The organism is Bacillus sp. GMa5/1, from assembly GCF_050172015.1.
Taxonomy (GTDB): domain Bacteria; phylum Bacillota; class Bacilli; order Bacillales; family Bacillaceae_G; genus Bacillus_A; species Bacillus_A cereus.
This window is the reverse complement of record NZ_JBNLYC010000060.1, coordinates 1-26,488: the sequence shown is the minus strand read 5'-3', so window position 1 is coordinate 26,488 and position 26,488 is coordinate 1. Positions and strand designations below refer to the sequence as shown.

Below are 26,488 nucleotides of genomic sequence, written 5' to 3'. Positions count from 1 at the left end.
ATAAATTCAATATGAATGAATGCTCCATTACATCTATTTCAACATATTTTTTCCATTTTTTGAAACATTAGTATGAAATATTATATATCAATGAATGGTTTCTAATGTATTGGTATATATAGTCAGTAGTTTCTTTACTATTCCGATATACTTAAGCTACATTTTCTAATTATTGATTACATTACGGAAGGAATGTAACTCTCTTCTATCGAATTTTTATATAACAAAAATGATTAGGTGGTGCTTTACTATGAAATTAGCTGTCATTGGTGGCGGTGATTTACAAGATTCAAATCACTTGCCTATTAATGAACGCCTTATAGAATTAACAAATAAACAGTATCCAAAAGTATTGTTTATTCCAACGGCTAGTCATGATGATGAAAGCTATATAAAATTATTTTTAGACACGTTTGAAAAACAATTACATTGTGAAGTACAAATTTTACGCATTACAACAGATTCACCTTCTAAGTATGAAATAGAGGAGATGATTCATTCAGCCGATTTAATTTATCTAGGTGGCGGAAACTATATTCACATGCTTACGCAATGGGAAGAACATAGACTTGATGAAAAATTATTATTGGCTCTGCAACAAGGAACACTTATTGCTGGTTATAGCGCTGGTGCTATGTGTTGGTTCACGTCTAGTATCCGATCAGATTATGAAGATTCTGGTTATATAGAGAGTAACGGATGGGGTATTGTTAATAAAAGATTTTGTCCACATTATAATCAATTAAACAGAATGAACGCCTTCCATTCCTTTTTACAAAATCATCAAGGGAATATAGAAGGAATTGCACTGGAGGATAATTGCGCTTTATATATTACAGAGGAATCCTTTGAGATTATCGGTGAACCGGAAAAAGCGTGGGAGTTTTATATGAGTGATAAAACACTCATTAGACAACATTTTGATATAACTTTAAAAAGCTATTTGTAAACCTGCACTTACGAAAAAATGTCCCTAAGTCTAATAACTTAGGGACATTTTTCTATTTAACTAACTAATCGTGTAATTCGTTTCTTTTGCCATGAAAGCTTATAATATGCATACTGCAATAGTAAGCTGACAATAAATGCTGCTGGATACCCGATCCAAATGCCTTCTATTCCAAGACTTGTATGGTAAGAAAGATAATATGCTACGGGTACTTCTACAAGCCAAATTGAAACAACTCCAATAACAGTTGGCCAAAGTACTGTACCGCTCGCTCGCATTGTCGCACTAATAATTTGTGCATGACCGAAAATTAAATAACTCCATAACGTAATCATAACTAAGCTATGAGCAATTTCAATTGTAGTTTGACTCGTTAAAAATAGTGATAAAATGTCTCTTGAGAATAAATAAATAAGAGATATTAACACACCACCGATGACGTAGTTCATAATAATTCCGGCCTTCACAACTTTCTGCAATCGATCAAATTGATTCGCCCCAATTGATTGTGCTGCAAAAATAGAAACTGTAATACCAAGGCTAACTGCTGGCATTTGTACATAACTTGCAACTTGATTCACAACGCCGTAAGCAGCTGTTGCATCCGAACCGTAACGATTTACAAATGCGATTACGGCAATCTCAGATAATGAAACTAATATCATATTTATACTTGCCGGTATACCGAGCCTTAGCAATAGCTTTAATAACTCCCCATCCATTCGAAGGTATTTTCTAACCGTTCCATCTAGTTGTAATGGGTGATTTTTCTTCTTTAAATACACAAGCATGACAATAAACGTAATAACTGTAGATATAACAGATGCATAGGCTGCTCCATACACATCTAATTTCGGAGCTCCTAACCATCCAAAAATAAGAACCGGTAATAAAATCATATTTAGTGCTGTACTTACAATTAAAAAGTAAAATGGCGTTTTAGAATCTCCTGTACCTCTCATAAATGTTGTATATGCGAAATATAAAAATAATACTGGCATCGATATAAATAAAATCCGTGCATAATGTACACTTATTTCAATAATATTTTCTGGCGTTCCCATTAGACGCATAATATCCATCGCAAAAATACTTCCTATTATCGCCAACACAACTCCAATAATAAAGGTAAATGTCAGCGTCGTACCAACGATAGCTTTTAAACGATCTTCGTTTTTAGCACCAAACGCCTGACCAATTAAAATAGAGCTTCCTGAACCGATACCAATTACAAATGAAACGAGCAAGAAAAATAATGGGAAGAATGCTGATATGGCCGCTAAATCATTAACTCCAAGCCATCTTCCTACTACTACCATACCAAATAATTGTCCAACTGATTGTAGTACATTACTTAATAATAACGGTACTAAAAACATCGACATCGATTTCCAAATCGGTTTACTCTCACTTTCCAACTTATGTGACTCCGCACCTTCTTTATTGTTATCTGCAGGTGGTTTCAAATTTCATTTCTCCTTTTCTTAAAAATCTATTTTCAATATCTATCTCTTTGTATAGTTGTTATAATACTGTGCTTCTATTCATTTTCTTTTCATATGATTATAACTTCACCCAATATTGACTTCCATCGGCTGTTCGATCTAAAAATCCATATTCGATTAAATATCTTCTTAACGTTACGAAATCAGGGTATACATTTTCTATCACTGTATTTACTTCTTTTTCAGTATACTTTTTATTACTATCAAACTTCTTCACTAAATGACGCAATATAATTAATTTACGCTTTTGTTTCTTCGGAAATTTAGAGAGAGGTCCATCTAACCCTTCTGTAAAATGAGCTTTTAATACTTCATCATTTTCTTCTTCCGTAATATTGTATCGATCATCTACCATCGTTGCTGTTCTATGAATTGGCACAAATTTCGTTTGTACTTTTGATTTTTCTTCTGATAATTCCATTAGCGCTAAAAATACTTTTGCTTGTTTCATTTTCTCTCGCAGTGTAAATCGATGATTACGAATTGTTGATGTACTTCCGCCATCCATCTCTTTTACAATTTCTTTATCATTCAGTCCCATATAGAAAAACTGAACCATTTTCTTTTGTAAATCCGTTAATCCAGTAAATTTCTTATCCATATTTAGCAAATAATCAAACATAGACGTATGCTCATTTTGAATATGCAATTGGACGAACTTCTCTGCTTCATACAAAACTTGATTATCTTGATAAATAACACCTTTAATAAATGTTTCACCACAAGCTAAGCAAATGTACCCCTCTTTTTCTTCATCAAACACATACCCTTTCTTTAATTCCTCTATTGACGCATCCCAAAACTTCTCTGAAATATCGCTCATACTAAACACTCCTTCAAAATGTTTATTTAAAAACCAAACAAATCGCTATATCGTTTATTATTACTTCATCATCTTATCACAACACAAACAAACATTTCAACGTTTCGTTTGCCCATTTTATAAACTTTTATAAAAACATCTATCGAAAGGATTTAATACAACGAAAAGCGAATATGTTTATACAAATTCATTTTATAGGATGTAAAATAGAACATGAATATTCTTCAAGACCCTTGGTTTACCGTTAAGTAAATTGCACAGAACGCATATGCGATTAGTGAATATGGAACTGGTATTCACTCATTACAAAACTTCAGTATTCAATTTTAACTACAAAAAAGATGTTTTCGTATAAGAAAACATCCTTTACTTTTTATATATTCTATTTACAGTCTCTACTAAAACCTTACTTGCTTGTACAAATGTATGCTTTCGATTTCTATCTTCAACAAATTTATTAGCACAACTACTCATAATCATCATACAACTAATTATGACTAACGCTATCTTTCTATTCTTGTAAGTCACTTTATGCCACTCCACTATTACAAAACTTCTTTTGAATTTATCCCATCAAGAAATTTTACATGAATAATAAAACGTGTGAATATGCAATTCTGCATATTCACACGTTTTATCACAATGTTATGATTTAATTTAGTTAAAGAACAAGTATACCGAGGTGACTAACTTGAAATTTAAAGCGAAAAAAAATCCATTCCACGTCATTTTCATTACATTATTTATAATTATTTTTTTCGTTTCATTATTCTTCCAAAATGAAAATTCTATTTTTTTCACTCTCATGATGCTGCTAAATATCGTGAATCTTTCTTCATTCTATTTCTCTCACTACAACGTAACGGAATCATCTCTTGTTGTAAAACACGGTTTCATTTTTCATACTGAAATTCCATTTGAAGATATTCGTCACGTTAAATACTCTGGTAAAAAACTTCATTCAAAAAAATGGACTAGACAACAATTAGAAATCCATTACAATTTATTTGACTCAGTGACCACTTTCATACCACTAGAAGAAGAAAAATTCATTTCACTCTTAAAAGAGAACTGCCCACAGATGAAAGTAATGAATACGCCTGCTAACAAATAATATATTTTGAAGCTTGTAGTATTGCAAGTAGATGAAACATAAAAATGAACATCAAAAAAGCCAAGATTCTATACTCAGAACCCTGGCTTTTTCTATTACTCTTTTGGAGCAATCATTTTCTTTGGATCTACAATTTCATCAAATTGCTCTTCTGTTAGTAGCCCAGATTGCAATGCTGCTTCTTTTAAAGTTAATCCTTCTTTATGAGCATGCTTCGCAATTTTCGCTGCATTTTCATATCCGATATGTGGGTTTAGCGCTGTTACAAGCATTAGTGAGCGATTCACATTTTCATTAATTACTTCTTCATCTGCTTCAATACCAACTGCACAATTGTCATTAAACGAAACAATTGCATCCGCTAATAAGTGAGCTGATTGTAAGAAGTTATAAGCAATAACAGGTTTAAATACATTTAACTCAAAGTTACCTTGGCTCGCAGCAAATCCGATTGTTGCATCATTCCCCATTACTTGCGCTACAACCATCGTTAACGCTTCACTTTGCGTTGGATTTACTTTACCTGGCATAATAGAGCTTCCCGGTTCATTTGCTGGAATAATAATTTCTCCAAGACCACTACGTGGACCACTTGCAAGCCAACGTACATCGTTAGCGATCTTCATTAGATCCGCAGCTAATGCTTTTAATGCACCGTGAGTATATACAACTTCATCATGGCTCGTTAATGCATGGAACTTATTTGGTGCAGAAACAAATTGTTTACCTGTAAATTGACTAATTTCCTCTGATACCATCTCACCAAATTTAGGATGAGCATTAATACCTGTTCCAACCGCAGTTCCACCAATTGCTAACTCTTTCATATATGTATTGCTCTCTGCAATCATACGCTCTGTTTTTTCAAGCATACGGTGCCATCCGCTAATTTCTTGCCCTAAAGTTAACGGCGTTGCATCTTGTAAATGTGTACGACCAATTTTTATAATATGTTCAAATGCAGTTACTTTTTCTGCTAAAGTTTCTTTTAATTTCGTAATTGCTGGTAATACGTGATTTTCTACTGCGATTACACAAGCTACATGAAGCGCCGTTGGAAATGTATCATTTGAACTTTGTGACATGTTCACATCATCATTCGGATGAATATGTACGTCAGATCCCTTCTCTTTCAAAATTTGATTCCCACGATTTGCAATTACTTCATTCACATTCATGTTTGACTGTGTACCACTACCTGTTTGCCATACGACAAGCGGAAAATGTTCATTCCATTTCCCTGCAATCACTTCATCCGCAGCTTCTACAATTGCTTCTGCTTTTTCTTCTGATAGCTTTCCTAATTTTTGATTGCTAAGCGCTGCACTCTTCTTTAAAATTGCAAATGCTTTTACAATTTCAAGCGGCATTTGCTCTGTTCCAATTGGAAAATTTTCTTTACTACGTTGTGTTTGTGCTGCCCATAATTTATCAGCTGGAACTTTTATTTCTCCTAATGTATCTCTTTCAATTCTGTACTCCATGTTTTCATCCCCTTGAAAATATAATACCTACATCTCTTATAATAACAGACTTTCTCTTAAATGATAAGAATTCTCACTCTTATATATAGATATTCTATATTTATTTAAAAAAATTCCTCTTGACCTAAACTTAAGTTTAGGCTGTATCCTTTCCATTGTAACCTACTATAACATTACTGGAGGAATTCAATATGAAAAAATATGCTTTTATAACAGGTGCGAATAAAGGAATTGGATATGAACTTGTTCGTCAATTAGCAGAAAAAGATTATCACGTATTTTTAGGTGCTCGTAATGAACAACTTGGACAACAAGCCGTAGAATCTTTAAATGTTTCAAACGTTTCCTATATTCAAGTAGATATTTCAAATTCACAATCCATTCAAGAAGCAACAAAGAAAATTTACGAAACGACTGATCACTTACATTTATTAATTAATAATGCAGGCATAGCGCTAGACTTCAATATGCTACCTAGTGAATTAAATATTGAAACTTTACGCCAAGGATTTGAAGTTAATTTTTTTGGAACTTTCCAAATGATGCAAGCCTTTTTACCATTATTAAAGAATTCAAGCAACAGTAAAATAATAAATGTAACAACTGACATGGCCTCACTAACAATGTTTGCTAATGGTGAAACACATCCAATTAATACACTAGGATATAATTCTTCAAAAACAGCTATTAATGCTTTAACATTAGCTTTTAGTAAAGAATTTGCCACTAACGGTCCAGAAGTATTTGGGGTAACTCCTGGTTTTACAACTACGGATCTTAATGGAAATTCCCCCGGTGGCCATACAACCACTGAAAGTGCTAAAATTATTATTAAATATGCATTAAGTGAAACAAACTATAATGGTAAAATACTTAACAAAGATGGCATTATACCTTGGTAATAAAAGGATGAATGATATGTATTATACAATTGGGCAAGTCGCCAAAATGCAACACTTAACTATTTCTCAAATACGTTATTACGATAAACAAGGACTGTTTCCTTTTCTGCAAAGAAACGAAAAAGGAGATCGAGTTTTTGATGAAGAAGCACTGAAATATTTAGAGATGATTTTGTGTTTAAAAAACACTGGTATGCCAATTCAAAAAATAAAACAATTTATCGACTGGTCTATGGAAGGAGAATCTACCATCCTTCAAAGGTTAGAATTAATGAAACAACAGGAGACCAATGTCTTACAGCTCATTCAAGACACTGAAAAAAACTTAAAAAAGATACAACAAAAAATTGCTAAATATGAGAATGAAATAACTTCAGCAAATGCTATTAAAAAATAAAAAAATCACCTTCTACATATTGTAGAAGGTGATTTTTATTTTATGATGCTTGCTTTCCTTTATCTGCATCATCTACATACCAGATGAATTTGCCTGTATATCCGTAAATAACTGCTAAAATTAACGATACGAAGCTTAACCACATAAACGGAACGTATGAGAACGTTGCTACACCTAAAATACCAGCCATAAAAATACCATTATCAGACCATGGAACCATACCTGAAGTTAACGTTCCACCTACTTCTGAGTTACGCGCTAATACACGACGGTCTATTTTTAATTTATCATAGCTATCTTCCATAATTTTTGGTGTTAAAATTAGTGATACATACATCGCACAACCAAATATATTAGCTAAGAATGCCACGATTAATGTAGACAATGTTACATTACCTGCAGAATTTAATTTCTTCTCAAATTTTGATACGATTACTTTTAAAACACCTAGTTTTTCAAGTAATCCACCAAATCCTAAACCGAAAATAATAACGGCTACTGAGCCAAGCATGCCGTTAATTCCACCACGGTTTAATAACTTGTCAACAAACTCAACACCAGATTGAATTGAGAATCCGTTATAAGCTGTTCCAATCGCCTCTCCAAAGTTCATCCCTTGGAAAAGGGTTGCCCAAATTGCACCAATTAAAGCTCCCATTGCAATTGTTGGCATAGACGGTTTCTTCATCGCTAATAGAACGATAACAATGACCGCCGGAACAAGCATCCATATTTTAATATCAAATTGCTTTAATAAAGCTTCTTTTAAAAATTCTACTCGATTCAAATCTACATTATCGCCGCCATACATCCAACCAGCTACAGTAAACATAATACTAGTAATAATATAAGCTGGAACATCTAATACGAGCATAGCTCGAACGTGAGCAATAACATCTACTTTCGCCATAGAAGCTGCAAGAACTGTGCTATCAGAAAGTGGTGATAATTTGTCGCCGAAATAAGCTCCTGAAAGAACTGCACCAGCAACAAGCGGAAGTGGTAAACCAAGTCCTTCACCAATCGCCATCATAGCAATACCTGCTGTTCCCACTGTTCCCCAAGACGTTCCTGTTGCGATAGAAGTTATAGAACAAATAATTAATGTTGCTAATAGGAATATGCTAGGGTGAATAAATTCTAATCCATAATAGATTAATGTTGGTACTACCCCACCAGCAATCCATGTTCCAATTAAAGCACCTACTGCAACTAAAATCAGTATCGCTTCTAATCCGTTAGAAATCCCTTTCGTAATTGCATCTTGCAATTCTTGATAACGAAATCCTAATCTTAATCCAAGCGCAATTACTAAAAACCATGAAATAAATAGCGCTAATTGAATTGGGAGATCAAAAATCGTTTGGAAGGAAAAGACAACAGCAAGAAATAGTAATAAAAGAACTATGATTTCTAGCATCGATGGTAATCTTACACTTTTCATTTTTTTCTCTCCTTACAAGTCGATAACATGACGTATGTCGTCTTACATGTATGTAATATACAATTAGCGAAGACAAAACAAAATTTTCATATTATTTCGATTTATTTTTCCAGTATAATATATTCACAACCCTTTCTATTGTAAAAGTAGATTACGTTTTTCGCAATGAAAAATATAAAAAATGTTGTATTTTTATTTATCCCGATATTTTCGGCCAATAAGACCCCCGTCTCAAAATTCAGTAAGTGCAAAGCACTTAGGTAAGAAATTAACTACTGTAAAATTCCGAATTGATATGAACGTATTAAAGCTTCACTTTATTTACAAAGAAAAATCCCATACTAACTTTTTTAATATTTGCTGCAACAAAACTTTTTACAACTATCTTCACTTTTTAATTCACACCATAATTTCCCACACAAAAATAGGGCACACATCATTAAAATGATGCATGCCCTACCTTTATTTATACATATTTTGTATTTCTTCTTTATTTTTAAGTATTTCCTCAAACTTATCACTACAACCCTTCGGAAATAACACTCCCAGTCCATATGAATGCGCAAATTGAAAATGAGGGTACTTCGCTTTTACCTCATCCCAAAACTTATATACGCCGAAATCACTACTTCTAACTTCAATATCATGAAATAATACAATACCGTTTTTCGCGACTTTCGGTAGCCATGTATTATAATCGTGAGAAACAGCTTCATACGTATGATAGCCATCAATATGCAAAAGATTTATCGTTTCATCTTGAAACCGGTCTACAGCATCATCAAAAGTAGATCGAATTAAATTTCCTATATTAAGGTAGTTATCGCTCACTACTTTTTCTACTATTTGAAAAACCCCTTCTCCATATGGACCTGTATGCCCATCTCCAGCCCAAGTATCTACTGCAAAGCATTTAGTCGATAACCCTCCATCTTTTACTCCCTGACAAAAACTAAAAAAGGAAGCTCCTAAATGTGTACCTAACTCAACTAAAGTTTCTGGTTTTTCAAATCGTACTAAGTCATATGCAAAATCTAAATGTCCACTCCACGCAGATTGTGACCGAATAATAGGACTAAATGTTTCAAATTCAAATGATGGTTTATGAGTAACCCAGTTCATCGCATAACTCCTTCTGCACATATTTTTAACAAACCAAATTACTCTTATCTTTATTTTTTTATCGCCTTGATTATGATTCTATTTCATGAAAATATGAAGAATTTATTCTTTTCTATTGAGGTAAAGCATCATATACATATGGGTCAGTTGGCTTATTAATTTTCTCGATTTTGTTTACTTTTACAAGTGGAAAGACTGTTCCTTTATATGTCGTTTCATCTAATAATCCTGTTATTTTCACCCATGTTTCTTCTGGAATTTTTTCAATATTTTTCCCGGTAACAATCATCCCCCAGACTGATGCATCCGCAATACAACAAGTTATGCCATATCGAGCCACTACTGCTTTATTACCCGTCACATCTTTATCCTTATATATAAACCCTAAAAATGTAATTTCTTTCCCTTTAAACCAATTAATATTTTGACCAATTACATTCATTGTTTGAACATAATCCTTATCCTTTACTTGTAGTTTACGCTGTCCTAACATACTTTTTACTACTTGCTCTTCCGTTTTATAAGTCGTTGCTAAATTTGATGTTTCTTCTGAATCAACTAATACTTCTCGCTCATCAAACTTAACCTGTTTCCCCTCTTTTTCGTTTCTTTCCAGACTTCTCGCCTGTACACTTTGATTCATACCCCTTTTTCCTGCTAAACTTCCATCAATTGTTACACTTCCAAAGAGAAAAGCACTAACTATCGGAACAACAAATAAAACATATACAAAGAAACTTTTTATCCCTGATTTTGATGTTGTATGATGTTTACAACAATTACAATCATGCTGTTTTTCTCTTCCATCTCCCCAAACTTGTACAATACCAAAAATTAAAATTACTACAAAAGCTATATACGTAAATTTGATCATTTTTGGAGCGATAAAATTATAAATATTTCCTGTTACAAGTAGTTTAAATAAGAGCATTGCTAAACCAATTAAAATAATGCCACGTATATAGCGATGATACGCCTTCTGCTCCTCTTTCTCCATTCTTTCTCACCTCCTATAACATTATGATTTGCAGGATGGTATACACAGATACAATGACAATTCCCATCAAAAAGAATACAAATTTCTTTTGAAAATACGCAAATAGCATTAACGTATTTTTCATATCAAGCATAGGCCCAAACACAAGAAATGCGAGAAGTGCCTTTATCGAGAAAACATGTCCAAAAGACGCAGCTATAAAAGCATCGGCTGCAGAGCAAATTGATAAAACATAACCAAATCCCATCATAATAATGGGAGCAATTACTTCGTTATGTGCTACTGCATCCAGTACATTCCGATCAAAAAACGTTTGAAATACACTTGCTAAAAAAGCACCAATCAATAAATACTTACCAGTATCAAAAAACTCATCTACAGTGTGATTCATAACATCTTTCCAACTCTTTTTTTTGCTTATTTGAACTGAAACCTCTACGTCTTTTAAAACATTTCTTTCGCGATAGCAATAATACACAATTAGACCTATAAATAGAGCAACTAGAATTGTTATCCCAAAGCGTGCATATACAACGTAATCATTTTTTGGAAAAGCATATACAGTAGATAAAAGAACAACTGGATTCATAATGGGTGCACTCAATAAAATAACAATGCCTACATGAAGTGGTAGCCCCTTTTGAATGAGCCTTCTTACAATTGGTATAATGACACATTCACACATTGGAAAAAGAACTCCCACAAATACTGCTGGAATCATTGCAACAATTGGAGATTTCGGCATTACTTTTTGAATCATATCTTCCGTCACAAACACTTGAATACATGAAGAAACAATTACCCCTAATAAAATAAAAGGTATTGCTTCAAAAATGATACTTAAAAATACCGTATTCACATTCAGCCATTCCTGCGGTATATTTTTGTGCAAATTTACTAGACTTGTAAAATCTACAAAAAATAATAAAAAGAGAAACATAGCGATAAGAGCTATGCCTACTAATTCTTTTGAAACTCTATTAAAGACCAAGCTTCTCGCCTCCATTTTATTTATATGTAAACATGTGCTTGTCCAAATGCTTCATACTACAACACAAATTTTATAGTCTATTTCTATTCTTAAATCGTAATCATTATGATTTATTATTGATTTTTCTTTTCCTATCGTTTAATATAAAACGTAATCATTACGATTTAAAGGAGAGATCATTTCATGAAAAAAGTACCTATCACTGTATTAAGTGGTTTTTTAGGATCTGGAAAAACTACCTTACTACATCACATTTTGACCAATAAGAATAACTTAAAAGTAGCTGTTATCGTTAATGATATGAGCGAAGTAAACATTGATGCATCTCTTATAAAAAAGGGTGGTTTTTCACGTACGGAGGAAAAACTAGTAGAGATTCAAAATGGCTGTATTTGTTGTACACTACGAGAAGATTTAATGATAGAAGTGAATCGTCTTGTGGAAAATGGTGATATTGACTATATTATTATTGAATCTTCTGGTATAAGTGAGCCTATTCCAGTTGCTCAAACGTTTACTTATACAGACGAAGTTCTTAACATTGATTTAACGAAAAATTGTCGCCTCGATACGATGGTTACAGTTGTAGATGCAAATAGATTTTGGGATGATTTTGCAGATGGAGAAAGTTTATTAGACCGAAAACAAGCAATCGATGAGAATGATACCCGAGAAGTTATTGATTTATTAATAGATCAAATTGAATTTGCAAACGTAATTATTCTTAATAAGATAGATTTGCTAGAAAAAGAAGATGTAATAGAGCTTCATCATTTACTAAAAAAATTAAATCCTAATGCAAAAGTTCTTGAATCTTCGTTTAGCAAAGTACCATTACAAGAAATTTTAAACACAAATCTATTTAATTATGAAGAAGCCAGTCAATCGGCCGGCTGGATACAAGAATTAAATAGTGACCATCATACACCGGAAACGGAAGAATACGGTATCAATTCCTTTGTTTACCGCCGCAAATATCCTTTCCATCCCGAGCGCCTTATGAATTGGCTAGAAAGATGGCCTTTAGATGTTGTAAGAGCTAAAGGATTCTTCTGGCTGGCATCTCGTAATAATATGATAGGGCTTCTATCTCAAGCAGGTTCCTCTATTACAATTCAAGGAGCCGGTGAGTGGATAGCGGCATTACCTGAAACTGAAAGAAATCAAATGTTTACAGAAGAACCAGAAGTATTGAAAAACTGGGATAAACAATATGGAGATCGAATAACCGAACTCGTATTTATCGGAATTGATATGAACCGTTCTTTAATTGAACAATCATTAGATAGTTGTCTATTAACAGAGAAAGAAATGAAACAAGATTGGGATATATTTGTTGATCCTATTCCAGCTTTTACTTATACTTCATAATAATTTAAAAAAGGCTTCAGTAGAATGAAGCCTTTTTTACTTTATAGCACTCTTATTTAATAGGTTTGCTTTAATTATGAATACAATTGTACCTAAAACAATTAATATAGCATATACGATACCAACTACAGCACCTATTTTTTCTAAGCCAAGCGGTAATATTATAGTAGCAACTCCAACTATATAAGAAAATGCTCCTGAAAGCTTCGCTAATTTATTTTTATCTCCAACAAACGTTTCTTCTTGATATCCTGCTAACAAAAACAACCTCTTTTTCACATGTATTTGATACCCTAAAAAAATGATAAGTAACCCAACAAATAAACAAACTAAAAATCCAGCTAACATATACTCCCCCTCCTCTACAATATTTTACTATACATAAAAAACAAATTAGAAATTTCAGTTTATTAACGAGTCATTCTGTGATATATTGCATATTGTATTCAATTTGTATTTTTAGAAAGGAGAATTTTAGATCATATGGATTCAAATCGATTAAAAGGAATTATAATGGTCATAATCGGTGCTTGTTTATGGGGCTTGTCTGGTACAGCTGCACAACAACTTTTTCAATATGACAATGTTTCAACCGAATGGTTAGTTACGATCCGTTTACTTATATCTGGAATTATTTTGCTCATTATTTCCTCATTCGGAACGAGAAAAAAAGAGATATTTAGCATTTGGAAACAAAAATCTGATGCTATTAAAATGATTTTGTTTGGTCTATTCGGTATGCTTGCTGTACAGTATACGTATTTCGCTTCAATTAAAGAAGGAAATGCTGCCGTGGCAACATTATTACAATATTTAGCTCCTATATTCATCACTGTATACTTACTTTTCAAATGGAACGTTCGTCCATCAAAAATTGATTTCATTTCAATTACCCTTTCATTAGTAGGCACTTTTCTCTTACTAACAAACGGGTCTGTTCATAACTTGGCTGTTTCTACACCAGCTATTATTTGGGGGATTTTATCTGGATTATCTCTCGCTTTTTATAGTTTATATTCAAAGGAATTGTTAGAAAAATGGTCTTCCTCCGTTATCGTTGGATGGGGCATGATTATTGGGGGTATTGGTGTAACGATTGTACACTTTATTTCTACAAACGAATTCATTTTATTATCAACTATGAAATATGTAAAACTAAGTACCCTACCGCTCATCACATTTGTCGTCATTTTCGGGACACTTATTGCCTTTTATTTATACTTAGACAGCATACGATACCTGACTCCGAAAGAAACAACATTATTTGGTTGCACAGAACCACTCGCAGCTATTATTTCTTCTGTACTTATATTGCAAGTGCCATTTCAATCTTTTCAGTTATTAGGCGCTTTTTGTGTCATTGTAATGGTGCTCATCTTAAGCCAAAAGCCGGATGAAGGGAAACAAAAATTAAAGCTTGTTCATGCAAAAAAGGAAAATATAGAATGAAAGGATTGAATTCACTATGCCTGTCCCTCAAAATTATAAAAAACCAGGAAGAGTTTCAGCAAAATCACTCGTTTTAAATCAACTACAAAATTGGATTATTGAAGGTGTACTGAAGCCCAATGAAAAAATTAATGATGGGGAATTGGCTGAGGCACTAGGAGTAAGCAGAACACCTGTAAGAGAAGCACTTCAAATATTAGAGCTTTCTGGATTAGTGGAAATGGTACCAGGGCAAAAAACGAAAATTGCTCCTATTAAGTTAGACGACGTATCTATCATTTATGAAACGATGGCTGGTCTTCACTCTATTATAGGAAAGCAAGCTCTTCAAAACATTACAAACGCTGATATTCAACTACTTTCTGAAATAAATGAGCATTTTCAGCAATCTATAGAGAAAAAAAACGCAAAACAAGCTTTAGAATTAGATATACAATTCCACAATACAATTTCTTCTATTGCTAAAAACCAATATATTGAACCCTTTCTAGAAAATATGCAACTTCACGTTTTACGTCTTGAATATTTGTTTTTCCAAAACTTTGTTCCAGCAAGTCAATCTATTGAAGAACATCACTCTATCATTCAAGCATTACAGAAGCAGGACGAAAAACAAATGGAACAAATAATGACCCAAAACTGGCTCCGTCCCATGAAAGAAATACAAAAAATAATTTCTACGAAATAAAAAGAGAGCTGGTTACACAAAATCGTAACCAGCTCTCCTTTTACTAATCTATATAGCTACGCCTGAATATTCGCATAATCTTCCATATCTTCGTACTCTTTTTCCAATTCCTCTAAAGACAGCTCGTATAATTGTCGGTCGCGAATCTTAAACACACCTGCTCCAATTAACTCATCAATTAAATGCCTCTTACGATTTTCAACAGCAAAACGGAGTTGACTACTCATCTTTTAAAAAACTCCTTTCTACGATCATTGAAAATGATAATCTCTATCAATTACCACTTTTGATTATAAAAGATGACTCTTTATAAGTAAAGTAATTTCATGAAATATTTACCTTGCAAAGTACTTGTGGCCACATTATATATATGTATGCCGTGCGAAAAATGTTATGACACTTTTTCTTATCCTTTTTCTTTCATACTTTGCAAGTTGTCTCATCATGATTAAATTCACCATCTATTTCTACTTGAATGGTGACATGTTCTACATGAAATTTCTCCTTTAATACATACGTAGCCTCTTTTAATACACTTTGCGTTTCATTTCCTTTAATAATAAGATGACATGTTAATACTTGAAAATCTGATGTGACAGACCATATGTGCAAATCATGAACTTCTTTGACAATCGGAATATTTAATAACGTACTTTTTACCTCTTCAACATTTATGTGCTGTGGTGCACCTTCCATTAATATATGAACCGTATCACGTGTTACACGCCATCCACTAATAATGACTAAAATAGACACAAGAATACTAGCAATCGCATCTGCAGCAGTCCATCCGAAAAATTTAATAAGTAACGCAGCAATAATCGCTCCGACGGAACCCAATAGATCGCCTAGTACGTGCAGGAAAGCACTTCTTAAATTCAAATTACCTTTCACATCTCCGCCTCTCATTAATATCCAAGCTGATAAAATATTAATAAGCAGACCAAGGACTGCAATAATGAGCATCCCATTACTAGCAATCTCAACTGGTTCTTTAAAACGACGGATTGCTTCAATAAAAATGTATACCGAAATGACAATAAGAACGACACCGTTACATAATGCTGCTAACATTTCGACTCGCTTATACCCGTATGTTTTCGTAGTTGTTGCTGTTTTTTCTCCGAGTTTAAACGCAAGTAAACTTAAAGCTAAAGATACTGCATCACTTAGCATATGCCCCGCGTCAGATAGTAGTGCTAAGCTATTTGTTACAAATCCACCAACAACTTCTGCAATCATAAAACTTGTTGTTAGTAGGAAGGCAATTAGTAACGCCTTTTTATTTTTTGAATGACCATGATCATGCGAATCTCCCATACTTATACTCCTTTAAGTACAATATCTGTATGTTAGTATGAAACAAACTCCCCATCTTTATCCCGAATTGACTGATTGTAAACGCCCGCTTCCTCTGTATACACACTTCGCTATTTTTTAAACAATCCCTTTTTCTCAAATAAAACAAGACTACTTCTTTTTTATTTTCATATTGTTTACTAATGAAAGAATTTTTAAGGAGGTTACTTAAATGAAACGTTTATTTCTCTGTATGGAACGTGAACTTGTTGTAGTGAAAGAACACAATGATAACTATGAAACGACTTATCACTTACAAAATATGCAACCTACCTGTATCGCTGTTGATCCATTTCAAAAGAATCGTGTATATTGCGGAACATTTGGACGAGGTCTATGGTTAAGTGACGATAGTGGGGATTCATGGAGACCAATTGGAGATTCTTATCGTTACTTTGATTTCCCTAAAGAAGATGGTATTTTGCACTCCTCTATCACTTCCATAACAATAAGCTCAAATGAACAAGTTAACGGATATGGTGTCGTTTATGTCGGCACAGAACCGAGCGCTTTATTTCGCTCTGAAAATGGTGGTGAAACGTGGACTGAACTTAAAAATATGAAATCATTATTATCTTCTTATACGTGGGCATTTCCGCCTAGACCTTTTACCCATCACGTACGCTGGATTACAGTTGACCCAAATAACCCTAATACAATACACGTTTCAATCGAAGCTGGTGCTGTTATTCAAAGTAACGATAAAGGGCATACATGGATTGATAAAAAATTCGGTGCTCCTATCGATGCTCATCAATTACTTATGCACCCTAAAGCACCAAATCGCCTTTATGCATCATGTGGTGACGGATTTATGGGCGGACCTGATCGTGCTTATCTTGAGAGTTATAACAATGGAAACAGTTGGATCTCATGTAGTGCAGGACTTGAACATCATTATTTATACAGCATGGCTATCGATCCAGCTGATTGTGATACGATTCTCGTTTCTGCTGCGCCAAGTGCTGATCTCGCTCATCATCATATCCCTTATGAATCTTATATTTATCGAAAAACGAAAGATACTCCGTTCCAGCAAGTACAACAAGGACTACCATCTGCAATCGGTACAGTCATTTCGATGTTTGCGACAAACGAAGCCGAACCACATACGTTTTACACGTTAAATAACAATGGCGTCTTTCAATCCAATGATAGCGGCGAATCGTGGGAACAACTAAACATTCCGTGGAAAGATGAGTATAAAACGCAACATCCGCATGCACTATTCGTCACTAGTTCTTAACGAAAAAAGACTGCCTAAATGATTTTAGGCAGTCTCTCTTTTATTTCTTTAAATCAATGACAATATCATCTAACACAATATCTTTGCTCTTCGCTTCTTTTTTCGGCACTTCTATTTTCTTCTCTTTCCCATTCACATACTCTACTCCACCATGATTTTCAGGTGTATGTACTCGCAAGTGCACGCGAGGTGTAACGATAAGCTTTGTTGCATTTTCGTTTAGTTTTTGGAAGGTGGCACTCCAATGTATATTGTAAGGATCGTTGCCACTTCCCCCATTTCCTTCACCCGAATAAATATTCCCTAAATCATCCTTAACCGTCAATTCAACATCTACACTATCCCATTCTTTCCTCGCGCCCTTAGAAACCTCTTGATTGTAATAAAGAATAAATGAAACTGGCGATATTGCGACCTTTTCCATATTTGCTTTTATACCTTCTTTTTCTGAACTCCCACCAATTGTTCTCTCTTTACTATCCACTGATTTTACAGTTAACGCGAAATTCCAATTACCTTGTATTGATTTTTTCCTATCTGGCATCTCTATTCTCTCTATATTCCATCTAAAGTTTACTTTGTCCTTTTTATTGCTATCATGATGCGTCGTTGTTACCATACCTACATACTTTTTTTCAGTAACTTTAGTCATTTTACCACTGCCTGAACTACCATGAGCGTCCATTATATCCAATCCACCTAATATGATAGGATCCTCCCCTAAGTCCTGCTCACTTTCCAGTGAATACGTTATAGATAATGTTCTGCCATCAGAAATTACATCATTAATTGTAACCTTAACCCCATTACTCTCTTTTGTCATATTCAACTCAGTCGAAAATTCCTTATAATTTTCATATAACCCCGTTCTACCATTATCTAAAAATCGGAATATGTCACCTACAATTGGCAATCCCCCGGCATATGTAGGAAAACCGATACCAAGAGTTGCAACCGATAACCCTACTAAAATTGATGCAGCAGCGACACCTTTTTTCCAACTTTTCATCTTTTTCTTCGTACGTATCGATTGTTTTACATTTCGTTTTACTTTTTCCTTTTCAATTTCAGAAGCCTCAATTTCTTCTAGTTCTTTTTCATCTATATCAATATCATTTAATAGTTCATAAATGTCTTTCATATTGCACTACCTCCAAAACTAATATTCGTAGCATTTTGTTGTAGTTTCTTTTTCCCCCGGTACACTCGATTATCAATTGCTGCCCGAGTTAATCCTAACTTGTCACCTATTTCCTCTGTCTTCATACCAAGTAAATATTTCATAATGAACACCTTTTGATCTAGCGGTTCTAATTGATTAATGAGCTTCAATAATTCTTCCCTATCTTCCATAACGATTAATTCGTCTTCTGCTGATTTTTCTGTACTGATATGAAACTCATCTGAAATGATTTCTACTGTTTTAGTCGATTTCCGGTAATAATCAATTGCTTTAAACTTCGCAATCGCTGCAATCCACTTTTTAAAATCACTCGGCTCTCCATGGAATTTATTTGCGTTATTCCAAATGGAAAGAAATATATCGTTTATACATTCCTCTATGAGTCCATCATTTTGAATGGGAAGTAGAACTTTATGCGTGATCCCCTTTATGAGTGGTAAGTATGTATCGACAACGAATTCTAACGCGTCTTCTTTTTGCCGCTGTAATCTTTTTATAAAATTTTTCTCATTTGATTTCATGTAGCGATTCCCCTTATTGTTTTGTAAAAGCTTTTACACCCTATATAACGTCTGAGAAAATTTTTTCTCTCATCTTTTTTATTTTTTGTATGGAATGGAATACTTTCCCTTAGCCATTTTCTCACATAACTATGCATTCAAAGAAAACTTTCTCAAGTCTGTAATTTAATTCATGTAGTACACTATTTATATAGTCACTCTTTAATTTAGTGTACATTTTATTTCATTAATCTATTTTAAAAATTAGGAGATGAGATGTGTATGTGTGGAATTACAGGTTGGGTAGATTGGAAAGAAGACCTTGCAAATCAACATGTTATTTTAAAAAAGATGGCAAATAGTATTCAGCATCGTGGTCCGGATGCTGAAGGATTTTGGTTTTCACCTCATGCGGCCTTTGCACACCGGCGTTTAATTGTAATTGATCCAGAAGGCGGGACACAGCCTAAGACATTTCGTGCTGGTGATTATACGTATGCTCTTACTTATAATGGAGAAATTTATAATTTCCGTGAACTGAGAGAGCAGCTTCAAAAATGTGGGCATGCATTTGAAACCCATTCAGATACAGAAGTATTACTACATGCTTATTTAGAATGGAAAGAAGACTGCGTACGACATTTAAACGGAATTTTCGCTTTTGCCTTATGGGATGATCAGAAGCAACAATTGTTTTTAGCACGAGATCATTTAGGTGTAAAACCACTCTTTTTTACAGAAAGAAATGGCAGTATTATTTTCGGCTCTGAAATTAAAGCATTATTAGCGCATCCATCTGTCCCTGCTGAAATTGATGCGAATGGAATAAATGAAATATTTGGATTAGGCTTATTTCGCACTCCAGGATGTGGCGTCTTTAAACATATTCAAGAAGTACGTGCTGGACATTCTATAACATTTACACGTCATAAAAAAGTAGTTACTAAGTATTGGAATTTAGAAAGTAAGTTCCATACAGACTCTATAGAAGATACATCTTCGCATATTTTATCTATTTTACAAGATACAGTAAAAAGACAATTAATTGCCGATGTTCCTCTCGTTTGTATGTTATCAGGCGGATTAGACTCTAGCGGTATTACTGCACTTGCGGGTAAAGAATTTGCTGCTGAAAATAAAACACTTCATACGTATTCTGTTGACTTTGTAAATAGCGCAAAAGATTTCGAACTGACATTTGCTCGCACTGGTTTAGACGCTCCTTGGGTAAAACGCGTTTCTGAACATGTCGGGACAGCGCATCATGATATCATTGTGAATGCTGAAGAATTAGCAAATCACTTATTCGTTCCCCTTCATGCAAAAGATTTACCGAGTGCTGGTGAAATGGAAACTTCACTATATTTACTATTTTGCGAAATGAAAAAAGATGCGACCGTAGCTTTATCCGGCGAATCGGCTGATGAAGTATTCGGTGGATATCCTTGGTTTCATCAAGAAGAACTACTATATGTAGATAAGTTTCCTTGGCTAACAAATTGGAAAAATACATCTCCTCTTCTACTAAATGAAGTAAGTAACCAATGTAATCTAGAAGACTATATTGATACACGATTCCAAGAAGCGATACTTGAAGTACCTACTCTTGAAGGCGAAAGTAAAAAATCCGCGAAACAACGTCAAATGTTTTATTTATTTTTAACAAGATTCCTTCCTTTCTTACTTGACCGTAAAGATCGTATGAGTATGGCTGTTGGATTTGAAGTTCGTGTACCGTTTTGCGATTATAGATTAGTTGAATATTTATGGAATGTTCCTTTCAACATAAAAAGTATTGATAATATTGAAAAAGGCATTTTACGTAGAGCACTACAACCAGCTTTACCTGACGATGTACGCAATAGAAGAAAAAGCGCTTATCCAACTTCACAAGATCCACACTACTTACAAACAATCCGTAATTTAACACTTGATATGTGTAACAATAAAAACAATCCTATTTTCTCACTTATTAACCATTCCATCTTACTTTCAATTGCTGATCAAAGTAATAAAGTGATTAACAATTTTGAAGCAAGAAGTGCCATGGAGTATATGCTACAAGTAAATGAATGGTTGAAAACATATCACATCCATATTGCTTAACAAAAAGGAGTTCAAGGATAAAAACCTTGAACTCCTTTTATATTAATTAGCACATTGTTTATTATCAGTATCAATAGACCATCCAATAATCGTGGCACAGTCTCTACCTTTCCACTGCAGTACATTTGTTAATACGGGCTCAATCTGCAAGCTATTTCCGTCGTGTAATATTTCTACTAAAGATTGATCATCATCAAACCTTCGTTTGTCACACTCTAAAATACCGTCCGTTGCCATTACAATGTGATTCATTCCTTTTTCTAATCCTCTTACACCTGACGTAAAGCAAGGTGTATTTGCTGCAAAAATATTTTTCCTGCCAATATATTCGTAATTTTTCCGTTTATTTAATCGTCCTTTTCCATTTTTCGTTTTCTCAGAATGGAATAAATACGCGAAACAATCACCAACTGATAACCAATATAAAAATTCGCCTTTTCGTAAACAAATTAAGCAAGCGAGTTCCTCATCATCTTGATCACACTTTTTAATAAATAACTCATCTGTAAATAACGCTAATAAGTACATATGTGTATGATGAAAAGCTAAATGTATTGGATAGGAAAATAACTCTTTTAATTTCTCTTTTCTTTCTGAAATCGCTTCTATTATATAATCAATATTTTTTGTTTTGTGGTGTGTATCAAAAATCATAACAAATTCAAATTGTAATTCAGGGTCCCACCAAGCAAGTACCGCATCTCCTCGTTCATATGCATCACTTTCTTGATTTCCCCCATATACGCCGACTGAAAGAGGACCACATTTTTCAACATGTATTTCATCTACATACATCTGTTCATGACTCATCCATTTGAATGTATTCACAACTATCATCCTCTCTCTTGCTAAATGTATACCTTTACACATAGATTACCTTATATTTCAATAAAAATAAACTTTTTCAACATTTTTTATCCAAATAAAAGGATTTTATTTCTAAAACAACGAATATATCTTATTATACGATATAAAAAAGGGGATTTATTATTATGAACAACATTAATCAACATTGGGAGAGCATTTATTATCACTTACGATACGAATACGAGGACAATCTTTCCCACCAAGCAATTCGTATTTTACAAATCGTTTCTCGTGAGAAAGATATAACAATTGGAAAAGTCGCTACTGAGCTTAGCCTTTCTCATAACACAGCATCTGAACATATAAAGCGCCTTATTCAAAAGGGGTTCATCGTTAAAGAGAGAAATAAAAAAGATGAAAGAGTGGTAAACCTTACATTAACAATTGAAGGAATTGAAGTATTAGAAAAACATACTTTACTAGATAAAGAAAAGATAAAAATATTAGAATCACAGTTATCAAAAGAAGAACAACAATTAATTGAAAAAGCATTTTCGTTATTAGCGAAGGAGGCAAAATATGCATTTCCTCGTTAAAGTAATCGTTTCGGCACTTATTATCGGCGTTATCACTGAAGTCGCTAAACACTACAGTACGATAGGTGGCTTTATTGCTGCCCTTCCTCTCGTGAGTTTACTTAGTCTATTTTGGATTTCATTTGAAGGCGGGAATAAACAAGAATTGGGTCAATTTGCTTTAGGGGTATTATATGGATTCCCCGCATCAGCACTACTATTATTTATTGTCTATATTGGTTTAAAAAATTCATTTACACTTAGTACATCTGTCCTACTCGGTATAGGTGTTTGGTGTATCGTTTTTGCTTGTCAAAAATTATTTCAAGCTTAGGAGGAATTAACATTCATAAATTTGTAGAAATAATGGGGCAAAATATAGAAGTACATATAAAAGGAGGTGGTAAACAAACTGTAGTCATTCAAACCGGAATGAGTTGCTCATTTTATGATTGGCTTCCTATTATAAAAAAGCTTTCACAGCACTTTACAGTCGTTTCATACCATCGCCCAGGTTACGGGAAAAGTGAGCTAGGAAATCAACCACGTACAATAAGGCAAGTTACAAAAGAGCTGCATATGTTACTAAACAAACTAGCTATTCAAGAGCCATTTATTCTAATCGGTCATTCCTATGGAGGATTATGTGCACAACATTTTGCGATGTTACATGAAGATAAGCTGCAAGCACTTATTTTAGTTGATTCTACTTCGATGAACTTACACCGTTTAGATGAACTTCATTTACCAATTTCTGATCAAACTGACTCGGATGATATGTGGCTTGAAAAATATAATACATACTCCAAAATGGATGTAGACACACTTTATAATGAACTAAAACCTATTCTCACCGATCAATCAAAACAGCAAATTGGATTCTCTACCTCGCCTTCATTATATAAAGCGACAGCTTCTGAACTATCGGAGTGGAAAAACTGTGCTCTCTCACTAAAAGAGCTATGTAAAACATTAGAAATACCATTAATCGTTATCGGTAGAGATCCTCAATATTCTATTACTCAATTGACTAATGGTGGCATGCCAAAAGAGGAAGCAACACAACTTGAAGCAATGTGGCAAGAACTGATCCATGAACAATTACAACTCTCAATACATAGCCAATATATACTTGCCGAACATGCTGGTCACGGAATCGAAATTGATCGGCCTGATATTATTATTGGGGCTGTTCAATCTCTATAAATAAAAAAAGGAAGCAACTAAAGTTGCTTCCTTACTTATCTATTCATAATCTTCTTCATCATCGATTTCTTCGTAATAAGCATTCCCATTACTTACATAAATAGGGCCATTCGCAACATCAATACGTAATACCCATGCCCATGGCACAGCTAAACGCTTATGTATTGCTCGCCAAAAGCTCATTGATTTTCTTTCGTACTCCTGGAACTCCTGAAGTAACTCTTTATAGGAGGAACCGTCTAACTGAATATTTGCTTCTAGCAAACGAGAATGGGCATAGTACTGCAGCTCTAGTTCAGCAGCAATTTCCATTTCTTCTTCTGTTGCCATACCAATAATTGTTCCATCTGCTGGTGCAATTTCATATACGTTGTGAACTTCAATAAGCCCTTCTTTCTCTTTCTCAAACATGTAAACAGCCTCCTTTAACATATAATTTTTATGTTACAAAGTCATACTTCTACAATAACTTCTCTCTTTCCTCTTTTTTTGATAAACTTTTACAAAATATTTAACCGATGACCTGTTTTCTCTATTCTTTCAGCAGAAATGAAACGATTTTTATCAAAATTTAATTTATACACATCAGGCATATGAAGTGTTTTCCAAAACTCCAAATCATATTTCGAATTAAAATAATTCATTAGTAATACCATAATATTTCCATGCGTACCTATTACAATATTCTTACCTTCATATTTTTTTAATATATTTTGTATACATATTACAGCGCGCTTTTGTGCTACAGTATTCGATTCTCCGCCTTCGTATGCAAAACTCCAATCTTTCCACACATTCTGCATAGCATCATTAAAATTTGATACTGGCTCTGTGCTCAATAATCTTTCACGCAAATCTTCTTCAGTTTGTATTGATAATTTATATGTATTCGCAATTCCTTGTACAGTTTGGATTGCTCTTTTGTAAGGACTAGAAATAACAACATCAATATGTTTATCTTTTAATAAATGCGTTACATTTTCTGCATCACAGTGCCCTTTTTCAGATAAAGGTCGTTCCCGTTCTTCTTTTGTATATGTAGAATGGGCATGGCGAACGAAATATATTGTTGTCATTTTTTAACCTCCTTTCTTATTTTCCATCTATATTCAATAATAATATTGGAAAATCCTGTATTACAAAAGAGCACTTTTCATAAGTGCCCCTTTGTTTACATAATAAAATTATTTCATTATAATTTATTTCTGAATTCCTCACTTATGACAATATCTCGAATAAAGTAATCCATATTACTTAAAAGTTTTTCAAATGCTTTTTCACTCAAATTGTTCATCATAAAGACAATCTCAATCTTATTCCCTTTTTTATCAGTACCATAGAAACTATTTGTTAATACAAATGCCGTAGAACCACCTTTCTGTCCAGCAAATTCGAATATACCCTCTCCTACGGTTCCTTTAAATATATTCTCAACCTCACCTTGCATTTGTGGTGTAAAATAATTTCTGCTATTTATCTTTTCCAATAAACTCATGTAATCCTTCGCATTTGCACCTATAAACCGATCTGACCAAATACGCTGAAAATCCATATCGGCTTTTAACGATATCTCGCGTTTTGTCCATTCTTTCTCGTCTTTCATCCATTCATGTATTTGCCATACATGCTTAACATATTCATCATTAGACATATTACGTAGCTTGTCCAATGCTTTATTTTGAGGAATATGCAGTTCTTTTTCAACATAGCCCCTCATATATAATGCCCCTGTATACGTTGGATAAAATTCATCGTGACTATTTAAGCCTAACTCTTTCAAACTTTCATTTATCCGCGCTGCTCCAAGCTTGTCCAATAAATATGATGCATTCGCATTCGAACTATAATGGATCATTCCTTTCACTACTTCTTCTAAAGAAGTTTGACCACCCTTCACTAACTCTTTATCTTTTACATCATCTAGCCATGCAGGGTGTGCACCACCATCAGTATTTTTCACATAGTATTTTTCTAATTCTTTCAATGAAATTTTCTCGTCTTTTCTTATTTTCCCTTCAGCTACTTGCTTAGCATATTCAATTGCTATAACGATTTTCGACATACTTGCTAGCGGTAATTTTTCTTTTTCATTTATTGATGTCAATGTTTCACCATTTCTTTTAACAATTAAAGAAGTTGTTTTATCATCCTTATGTTCTTTTATGTAATTTAGCACATAATTAGAGTCTTCTTTGGAATTAACATATTCCTTCACTGAAAGGAAAGCTATACAGCCTACTATAGTAATTCCAGCTATAATTCCAACAACT

At 33.7% G+C, this 26,488-nt stretch carries 29 protein-coding genes; 12 read left to right on the top strand and 17 right to left on the bottom strand.

What is annotated here, in order from left to right:
- Nucleotides 1-250: 250 nt before the first annotated feature.
- Nucleotides 251-949 (top strand): peptidase E, encoded by a 699-nt coding sequence (locus ACQGSG_RS15630; RefSeq protein ID WP_000762120.1) that lies wholly within the window; start codon nt 251-253, stop codon nt 947-949.
- A gap of 56 nt (nt 950-1,005) precedes the next feature.
- Here the strand turns inward: ACQGSG_RS15630 and ACQGSG_RS15625 are convergent, their stop codons facing one another.
- The 3 genes from ACQGSG_RS15625 to ACQGSG_RS15615 form a co-directional block, all read right to left on the bottom strand.
- A complete protein-coding gene (locus ACQGSG_RS15625; protein WP_000804128.1) occupies nt 1,006-2,415 on the bottom strand; it encodes an MATE family efflux transporter in 1,410 nt (469 codons plus the stop codon).
- Between the two features lie 97 nt (nt 2,416-2,512).
- Nucleotides 2,513-3,277 carry a DUF2087 domain-containing protein gene (locus tag ACQGSG_RS15620; RefSeq protein ID WP_001280278.1) on the bottom strand — a complete coding sequence of 255 codons (765 nt, stop codon included), beginning with the start codon at nt 3,275-3,277 and terminating at the stop codon, nt 2,513-2,515.
- A 366-nt stretch (nt 3,278-3,643) separates the two neighbouring features.
- Nucleotides 3,644-3,805, bottom strand: coding sequence for a hypothetical protein (locus ACQGSG_RS15615; RefSeq protein ID WP_000221432.1), 162 nt, complete (start codon nt 3,803-3,805; stop codon nt 3,644-3,646).
- A gap of 163 nt (nt 3,806-3,968) precedes the next feature.
- Between ACQGSG_RS15615 and ACQGSG_RS15610 the strand changes: the two genes are divergently transcribed.
- Nucleotides 3,969-4,391, top strand: a complete 423-nt coding sequence (locus ACQGSG_RS15610) for a PH domain-containing protein (RefSeq protein ID WP_000669070.1) — start codon at nt 3,969-3,971, stop codon at nt 4,389-4,391.
- Nucleotides 4,392-4,486: 95 nt separating this feature from the next.
- On the opposite strand, the gene fumC is transcribed toward ACQGSG_RS15610, so the two are convergent.
- On the bottom strand, nt 4,487-5,875 hold the full coding sequence (gene fumC, locus ACQGSG_RS15605) for a class II fumarate hydratase (RefSeq protein WP_000456608.1): 1,389 nt from the start codon (nt 5,873-5,875) through the stop codon (nt 4,487-4,489).
- A 191-nt stretch (nt 5,876-6,066) separates the two neighbouring features.
- On the opposite strand from fumC, the gene ACQGSG_RS15600 reads away from it, so the two are divergent.
- Nucleotides 6,067-6,777, top strand: coding sequence for an SDR family NAD(P)-dependent oxidoreductase (locus ACQGSG_RS15600; RefSeq protein ID WP_000759549.1), 711 nt, complete (start codon nt 6,067-6,069; stop codon nt 6,775-6,777).
- Nucleotides 6,778-6,793: 16 nt separating this feature from the next.
- Nucleotides 6,794-7,174 carry a MerR family transcriptional regulator gene (locus tag ACQGSG_RS15595; protein WP_000291861.1) on the top strand — a complete coding sequence of 127 codons (381 nt, stop codon included), beginning with the start codon at nt 6,794-6,796 and terminating at the stop codon, nt 7,172-7,174.
- A gap of 40 nt (nt 7,175-7,214) precedes the next feature.
- Here the strand turns inward: ACQGSG_RS15595 and nhaC are convergent, their stop codons facing one another.
- The 4 genes from nhaC to ACQGSG_RS15575 form a co-directional block, all read right to left on the bottom strand.
- Nucleotides 7,215-8,618, bottom strand: coding sequence for a Na+/H+ antiporter NhaC (nhaC, locus tag ACQGSG_RS15590; RefSeq protein WP_000843992.1), 1,404 nt, complete (start codon nt 8,616-8,618; stop codon nt 7,215-7,217).
- A 462-nt stretch (nt 8,619-9,080) separates the two neighbouring features.
- The gene (locus ACQGSG_RS15585) at nt 9,081-9,740 is read right to left on the bottom strand and encodes a class I SAM-dependent methyltransferase (protein WP_001104673.1); all 660 of its coding nucleotides are present in this window, start codon (nt 9,738-9,740) and stop codon (nt 9,081-9,083) included.
- A gap of 112 nt (nt 9,741-9,852) precedes the next feature.
- Nucleotides 9,853-10,737, bottom strand: coding sequence for a TIGR03943 family putative permease subunit (locus ACQGSG_RS15580; RefSeq protein WP_000409931.1), 885 nt, complete (start codon nt 10,735-10,737; stop codon nt 9,853-9,855).
- A 13-nt stretch (nt 10,738-10,750) separates the two neighbouring features.
- Nucleotides 10,751-11,743, bottom strand: coding sequence for a permease (locus tag ACQGSG_RS15575; RefSeq protein WP_426947596.1), 993 nt, complete (start codon nt 11,741-11,743; stop codon nt 10,751-10,753).
- A gap of 168 nt (nt 11,744-11,911) precedes the next feature.
- Between ACQGSG_RS15575 and ACQGSG_RS15570 the strand changes: the two genes are divergently transcribed.
- Nucleotides 11,912-13,099: a GTP-binding protein gene (locus ACQGSG_RS15570; protein WP_065845450.1), complete on the top strand. Its 1,188-nt coding sequence runs from the start codon at nt 11,912-11,914 to the stop codon at nt 13,097-13,099.
- Nucleotides 13,100-13,135: 36 nt separating this feature from the next.
- On the opposite strand, the gene ACQGSG_RS15565 is transcribed toward ACQGSG_RS15570, so the two are convergent.
- Nucleotides 13,136-13,447, bottom strand: a complete 312-nt coding sequence (locus ACQGSG_RS15565) for a DUF3784 domain-containing protein (protein WP_065845451.1) — start codon at nt 13,445-13,447, stop codon at nt 13,136-13,138.
- A 135-nt stretch (nt 13,448-13,582) separates the two neighbouring features.
- Here ACQGSG_RS15565 and ACQGSG_RS15560 point away from each other — a divergent pair, with 135 nt between their 5' ends.
- Nucleotides 13,583-14,548 carry a DMT family transporter gene (locus ACQGSG_RS15560; RefSeq protein WP_098877787.1) on the top strand — a complete coding sequence of 322 codons (966 nt, stop codon included), beginning with the start codon at nt 13,583-13,585 and terminating at the stop codon, nt 14,546-14,548.
- Nucleotides 14,549-14,564: 16 nt separating this feature from the next.
- Nucleotides 14,565-15,236, top strand: coding sequence for a GntR family transcriptional regulator (locus ACQGSG_RS15555; protein WP_001987091.1), 672 nt, complete (start codon nt 14,565-14,567; stop codon nt 15,234-15,236).
- Between the two features lie 56 nt (nt 15,237-15,292).
- On the opposite strand, the gene fbpA is transcribed toward ACQGSG_RS15555, so the two are convergent.
- Together fbpA and ACQGSG_RS15545 are read right to left on the bottom strand one after the other, a co-directional pair.
- Complete coding sequence (gene fbpA / locus ACQGSG_RS15550) at nt 15,293-15,463, bottom strand: Fur-regulated basic protein FbpA (RefSeq protein WP_000098302.1); 171 nt, start codon at nt 15,461-15,463, stop codon at nt 15,293-15,295.
- A 193-nt stretch (nt 15,464-15,656) separates the two neighbouring features.
- On the bottom strand, nt 15,657-16,556 hold the full coding sequence (locus ACQGSG_RS15545; RefSeq protein ID WP_098877786.1) for a cation diffusion facilitator family transporter: 900 nt from the start codon (nt 16,554-16,556) through the stop codon (nt 15,657-15,659).
- A 211-nt stretch (nt 16,557-16,767) separates the two neighbouring features.
- Between ACQGSG_RS15545 and ACQGSG_RS15540 the strand changes: the two genes are divergently transcribed.
- Nucleotides 16,768-17,841: a WD40/YVTN/BNR-like repeat-containing protein gene (locus tag ACQGSG_RS15540; protein WP_098877785.1), complete on the top strand. Its 1,074-nt coding sequence runs from the start codon at nt 16,768-16,770 to the stop codon at nt 17,839-17,841.
- A gap of 40 nt (nt 17,842-17,881) precedes the next feature.
- On the opposite strand, the gene ACQGSG_RS15535 is transcribed toward ACQGSG_RS15540, so the two are convergent.
- Both ACQGSG_RS15535 and ACQGSG_RS15530 read right to left on the bottom strand, forming a co-directional pair.
- Nucleotides 17,882-18,982, bottom strand: coding sequence for a DUF4179 domain-containing protein (locus ACQGSG_RS15535; protein ID WP_003312848.1), 1,101 nt, complete (start codon nt 18,980-18,982; stop codon nt 17,882-17,884).
- On the bottom strand, nt 18,979-19,545 hold the full coding sequence (locus ACQGSG_RS15530; protein WP_000840007.1) for a sigma-70 family RNA polymerase sigma factor: 567 nt from the start codon (nt 19,543-19,545) through the stop codon (nt 18,979-18,981). Before ACQGSG_RS15530 ends, ACQGSG_RS15535 begins: the two co-directional genes overlap by 4 nt.
- 261 nt (nt 19,546-19,806) lie before the next feature.
- Here ACQGSG_RS15530 and asnB point away from each other — a divergent pair, with 261 nt between their 5' ends.
- Nucleotides 19,807-21,630: an asparagine synthase (glutamine-hydrolyzing) gene (gene asnB, locus ACQGSG_RS15525; protein WP_044584289.1), complete on the top strand. Its 1,824-nt coding sequence runs from the start codon at nt 19,807-19,809 to the stop codon at nt 21,628-21,630.
- A 42-nt stretch (nt 21,631-21,672) separates the two neighbouring features.
- On the opposite strand, the gene ACQGSG_RS15520 is transcribed toward asnB, so the two are convergent.
- Nucleotides 21,673-22,500 carry a protein phosphatase 2C domain-containing protein gene (locus ACQGSG_RS15520; RefSeq protein WP_001999549.1) on the bottom strand — a complete coding sequence of 276 codons (828 nt, stop codon included), beginning with the start codon at nt 22,498-22,500 and terminating at the stop codon, nt 21,673-21,675.
- Between the two features lie 122 nt (nt 22,501-22,622).
- Between ACQGSG_RS15520 and ACQGSG_RS15515 the strand changes: the two genes are divergently transcribed.
- Genes ACQGSG_RS15515 through ACQGSG_RS15505 form a run of 3 tightly spaced genes read left to right on the top strand, consistent with a single transcriptional unit; the run spans nt 22,623 to nt 24,218 of the window.
- Entirely contained in the window at nt 22,623-23,033 is a 411-nt protein-coding gene (locus ACQGSG_RS15515; RefSeq protein WP_001059785.1) for a MarR family winged helix-turn-helix transcriptional regulator, read from the top strand.
- On the top strand, nt 23,017-23,346 hold the full coding sequence (locus ACQGSG_RS15510; protein WP_098285653.1) for a DUF3147 family protein: 330 nt from the start codon (nt 23,017-23,019) through the stop codon (nt 23,344-23,346). The genes ACQGSG_RS15515 and ACQGSG_RS15510 overlap by 17 nt, the downstream gene beginning before the upstream one ends.
- The gene (locus tag ACQGSG_RS15505) at nt 23,307-24,218 is read left to right on the top strand and encodes an alpha/beta fold hydrolase (protein ID WP_061139458.1); all 912 of its coding nucleotides are present in this window, start codon (nt 23,307-23,309) and stop codon (nt 24,216-24,218) included. Before ACQGSG_RS15510 ends, ACQGSG_RS15505 begins: the two co-directional genes overlap by 40 nt.
- A 39-nt stretch (nt 24,219-24,257) precedes the next feature.
- Here the strand turns inward: ACQGSG_RS15505 and ACQGSG_RS15500 are convergent, their stop codons facing one another.
- The 3 genes from ACQGSG_RS15500 to ACQGSG_RS15490 all read right to left on the bottom strand — a co-directional run.
- A complete protein-coding gene (locus tag ACQGSG_RS15500) occupies nt 24,258-24,629 on the bottom strand; it encodes a hypothetical protein (protein WP_000461766.1) in 372 nt (123 codons plus the stop codon).
- Between the two features lie 89 nt (nt 24,630-24,718).
- Nucleotides 24,719-25,294: a histidine phosphatase family protein gene (locus ACQGSG_RS15495; RefSeq protein ID WP_000208266.1), complete on the bottom strand. Its 576-nt coding sequence runs from the start codon at nt 25,292-25,294 to the stop codon at nt 24,719-24,721.
- 116 nt (nt 25,295-25,410) lie between these two features.
- Nucleotides 25,411-26,488: serine hydrolase (locus tag ACQGSG_RS15490; RefSeq protein ID WP_426947591.1), on the bottom strand; the 1,078-nt coding region annotated here is incomplete at its 5' end.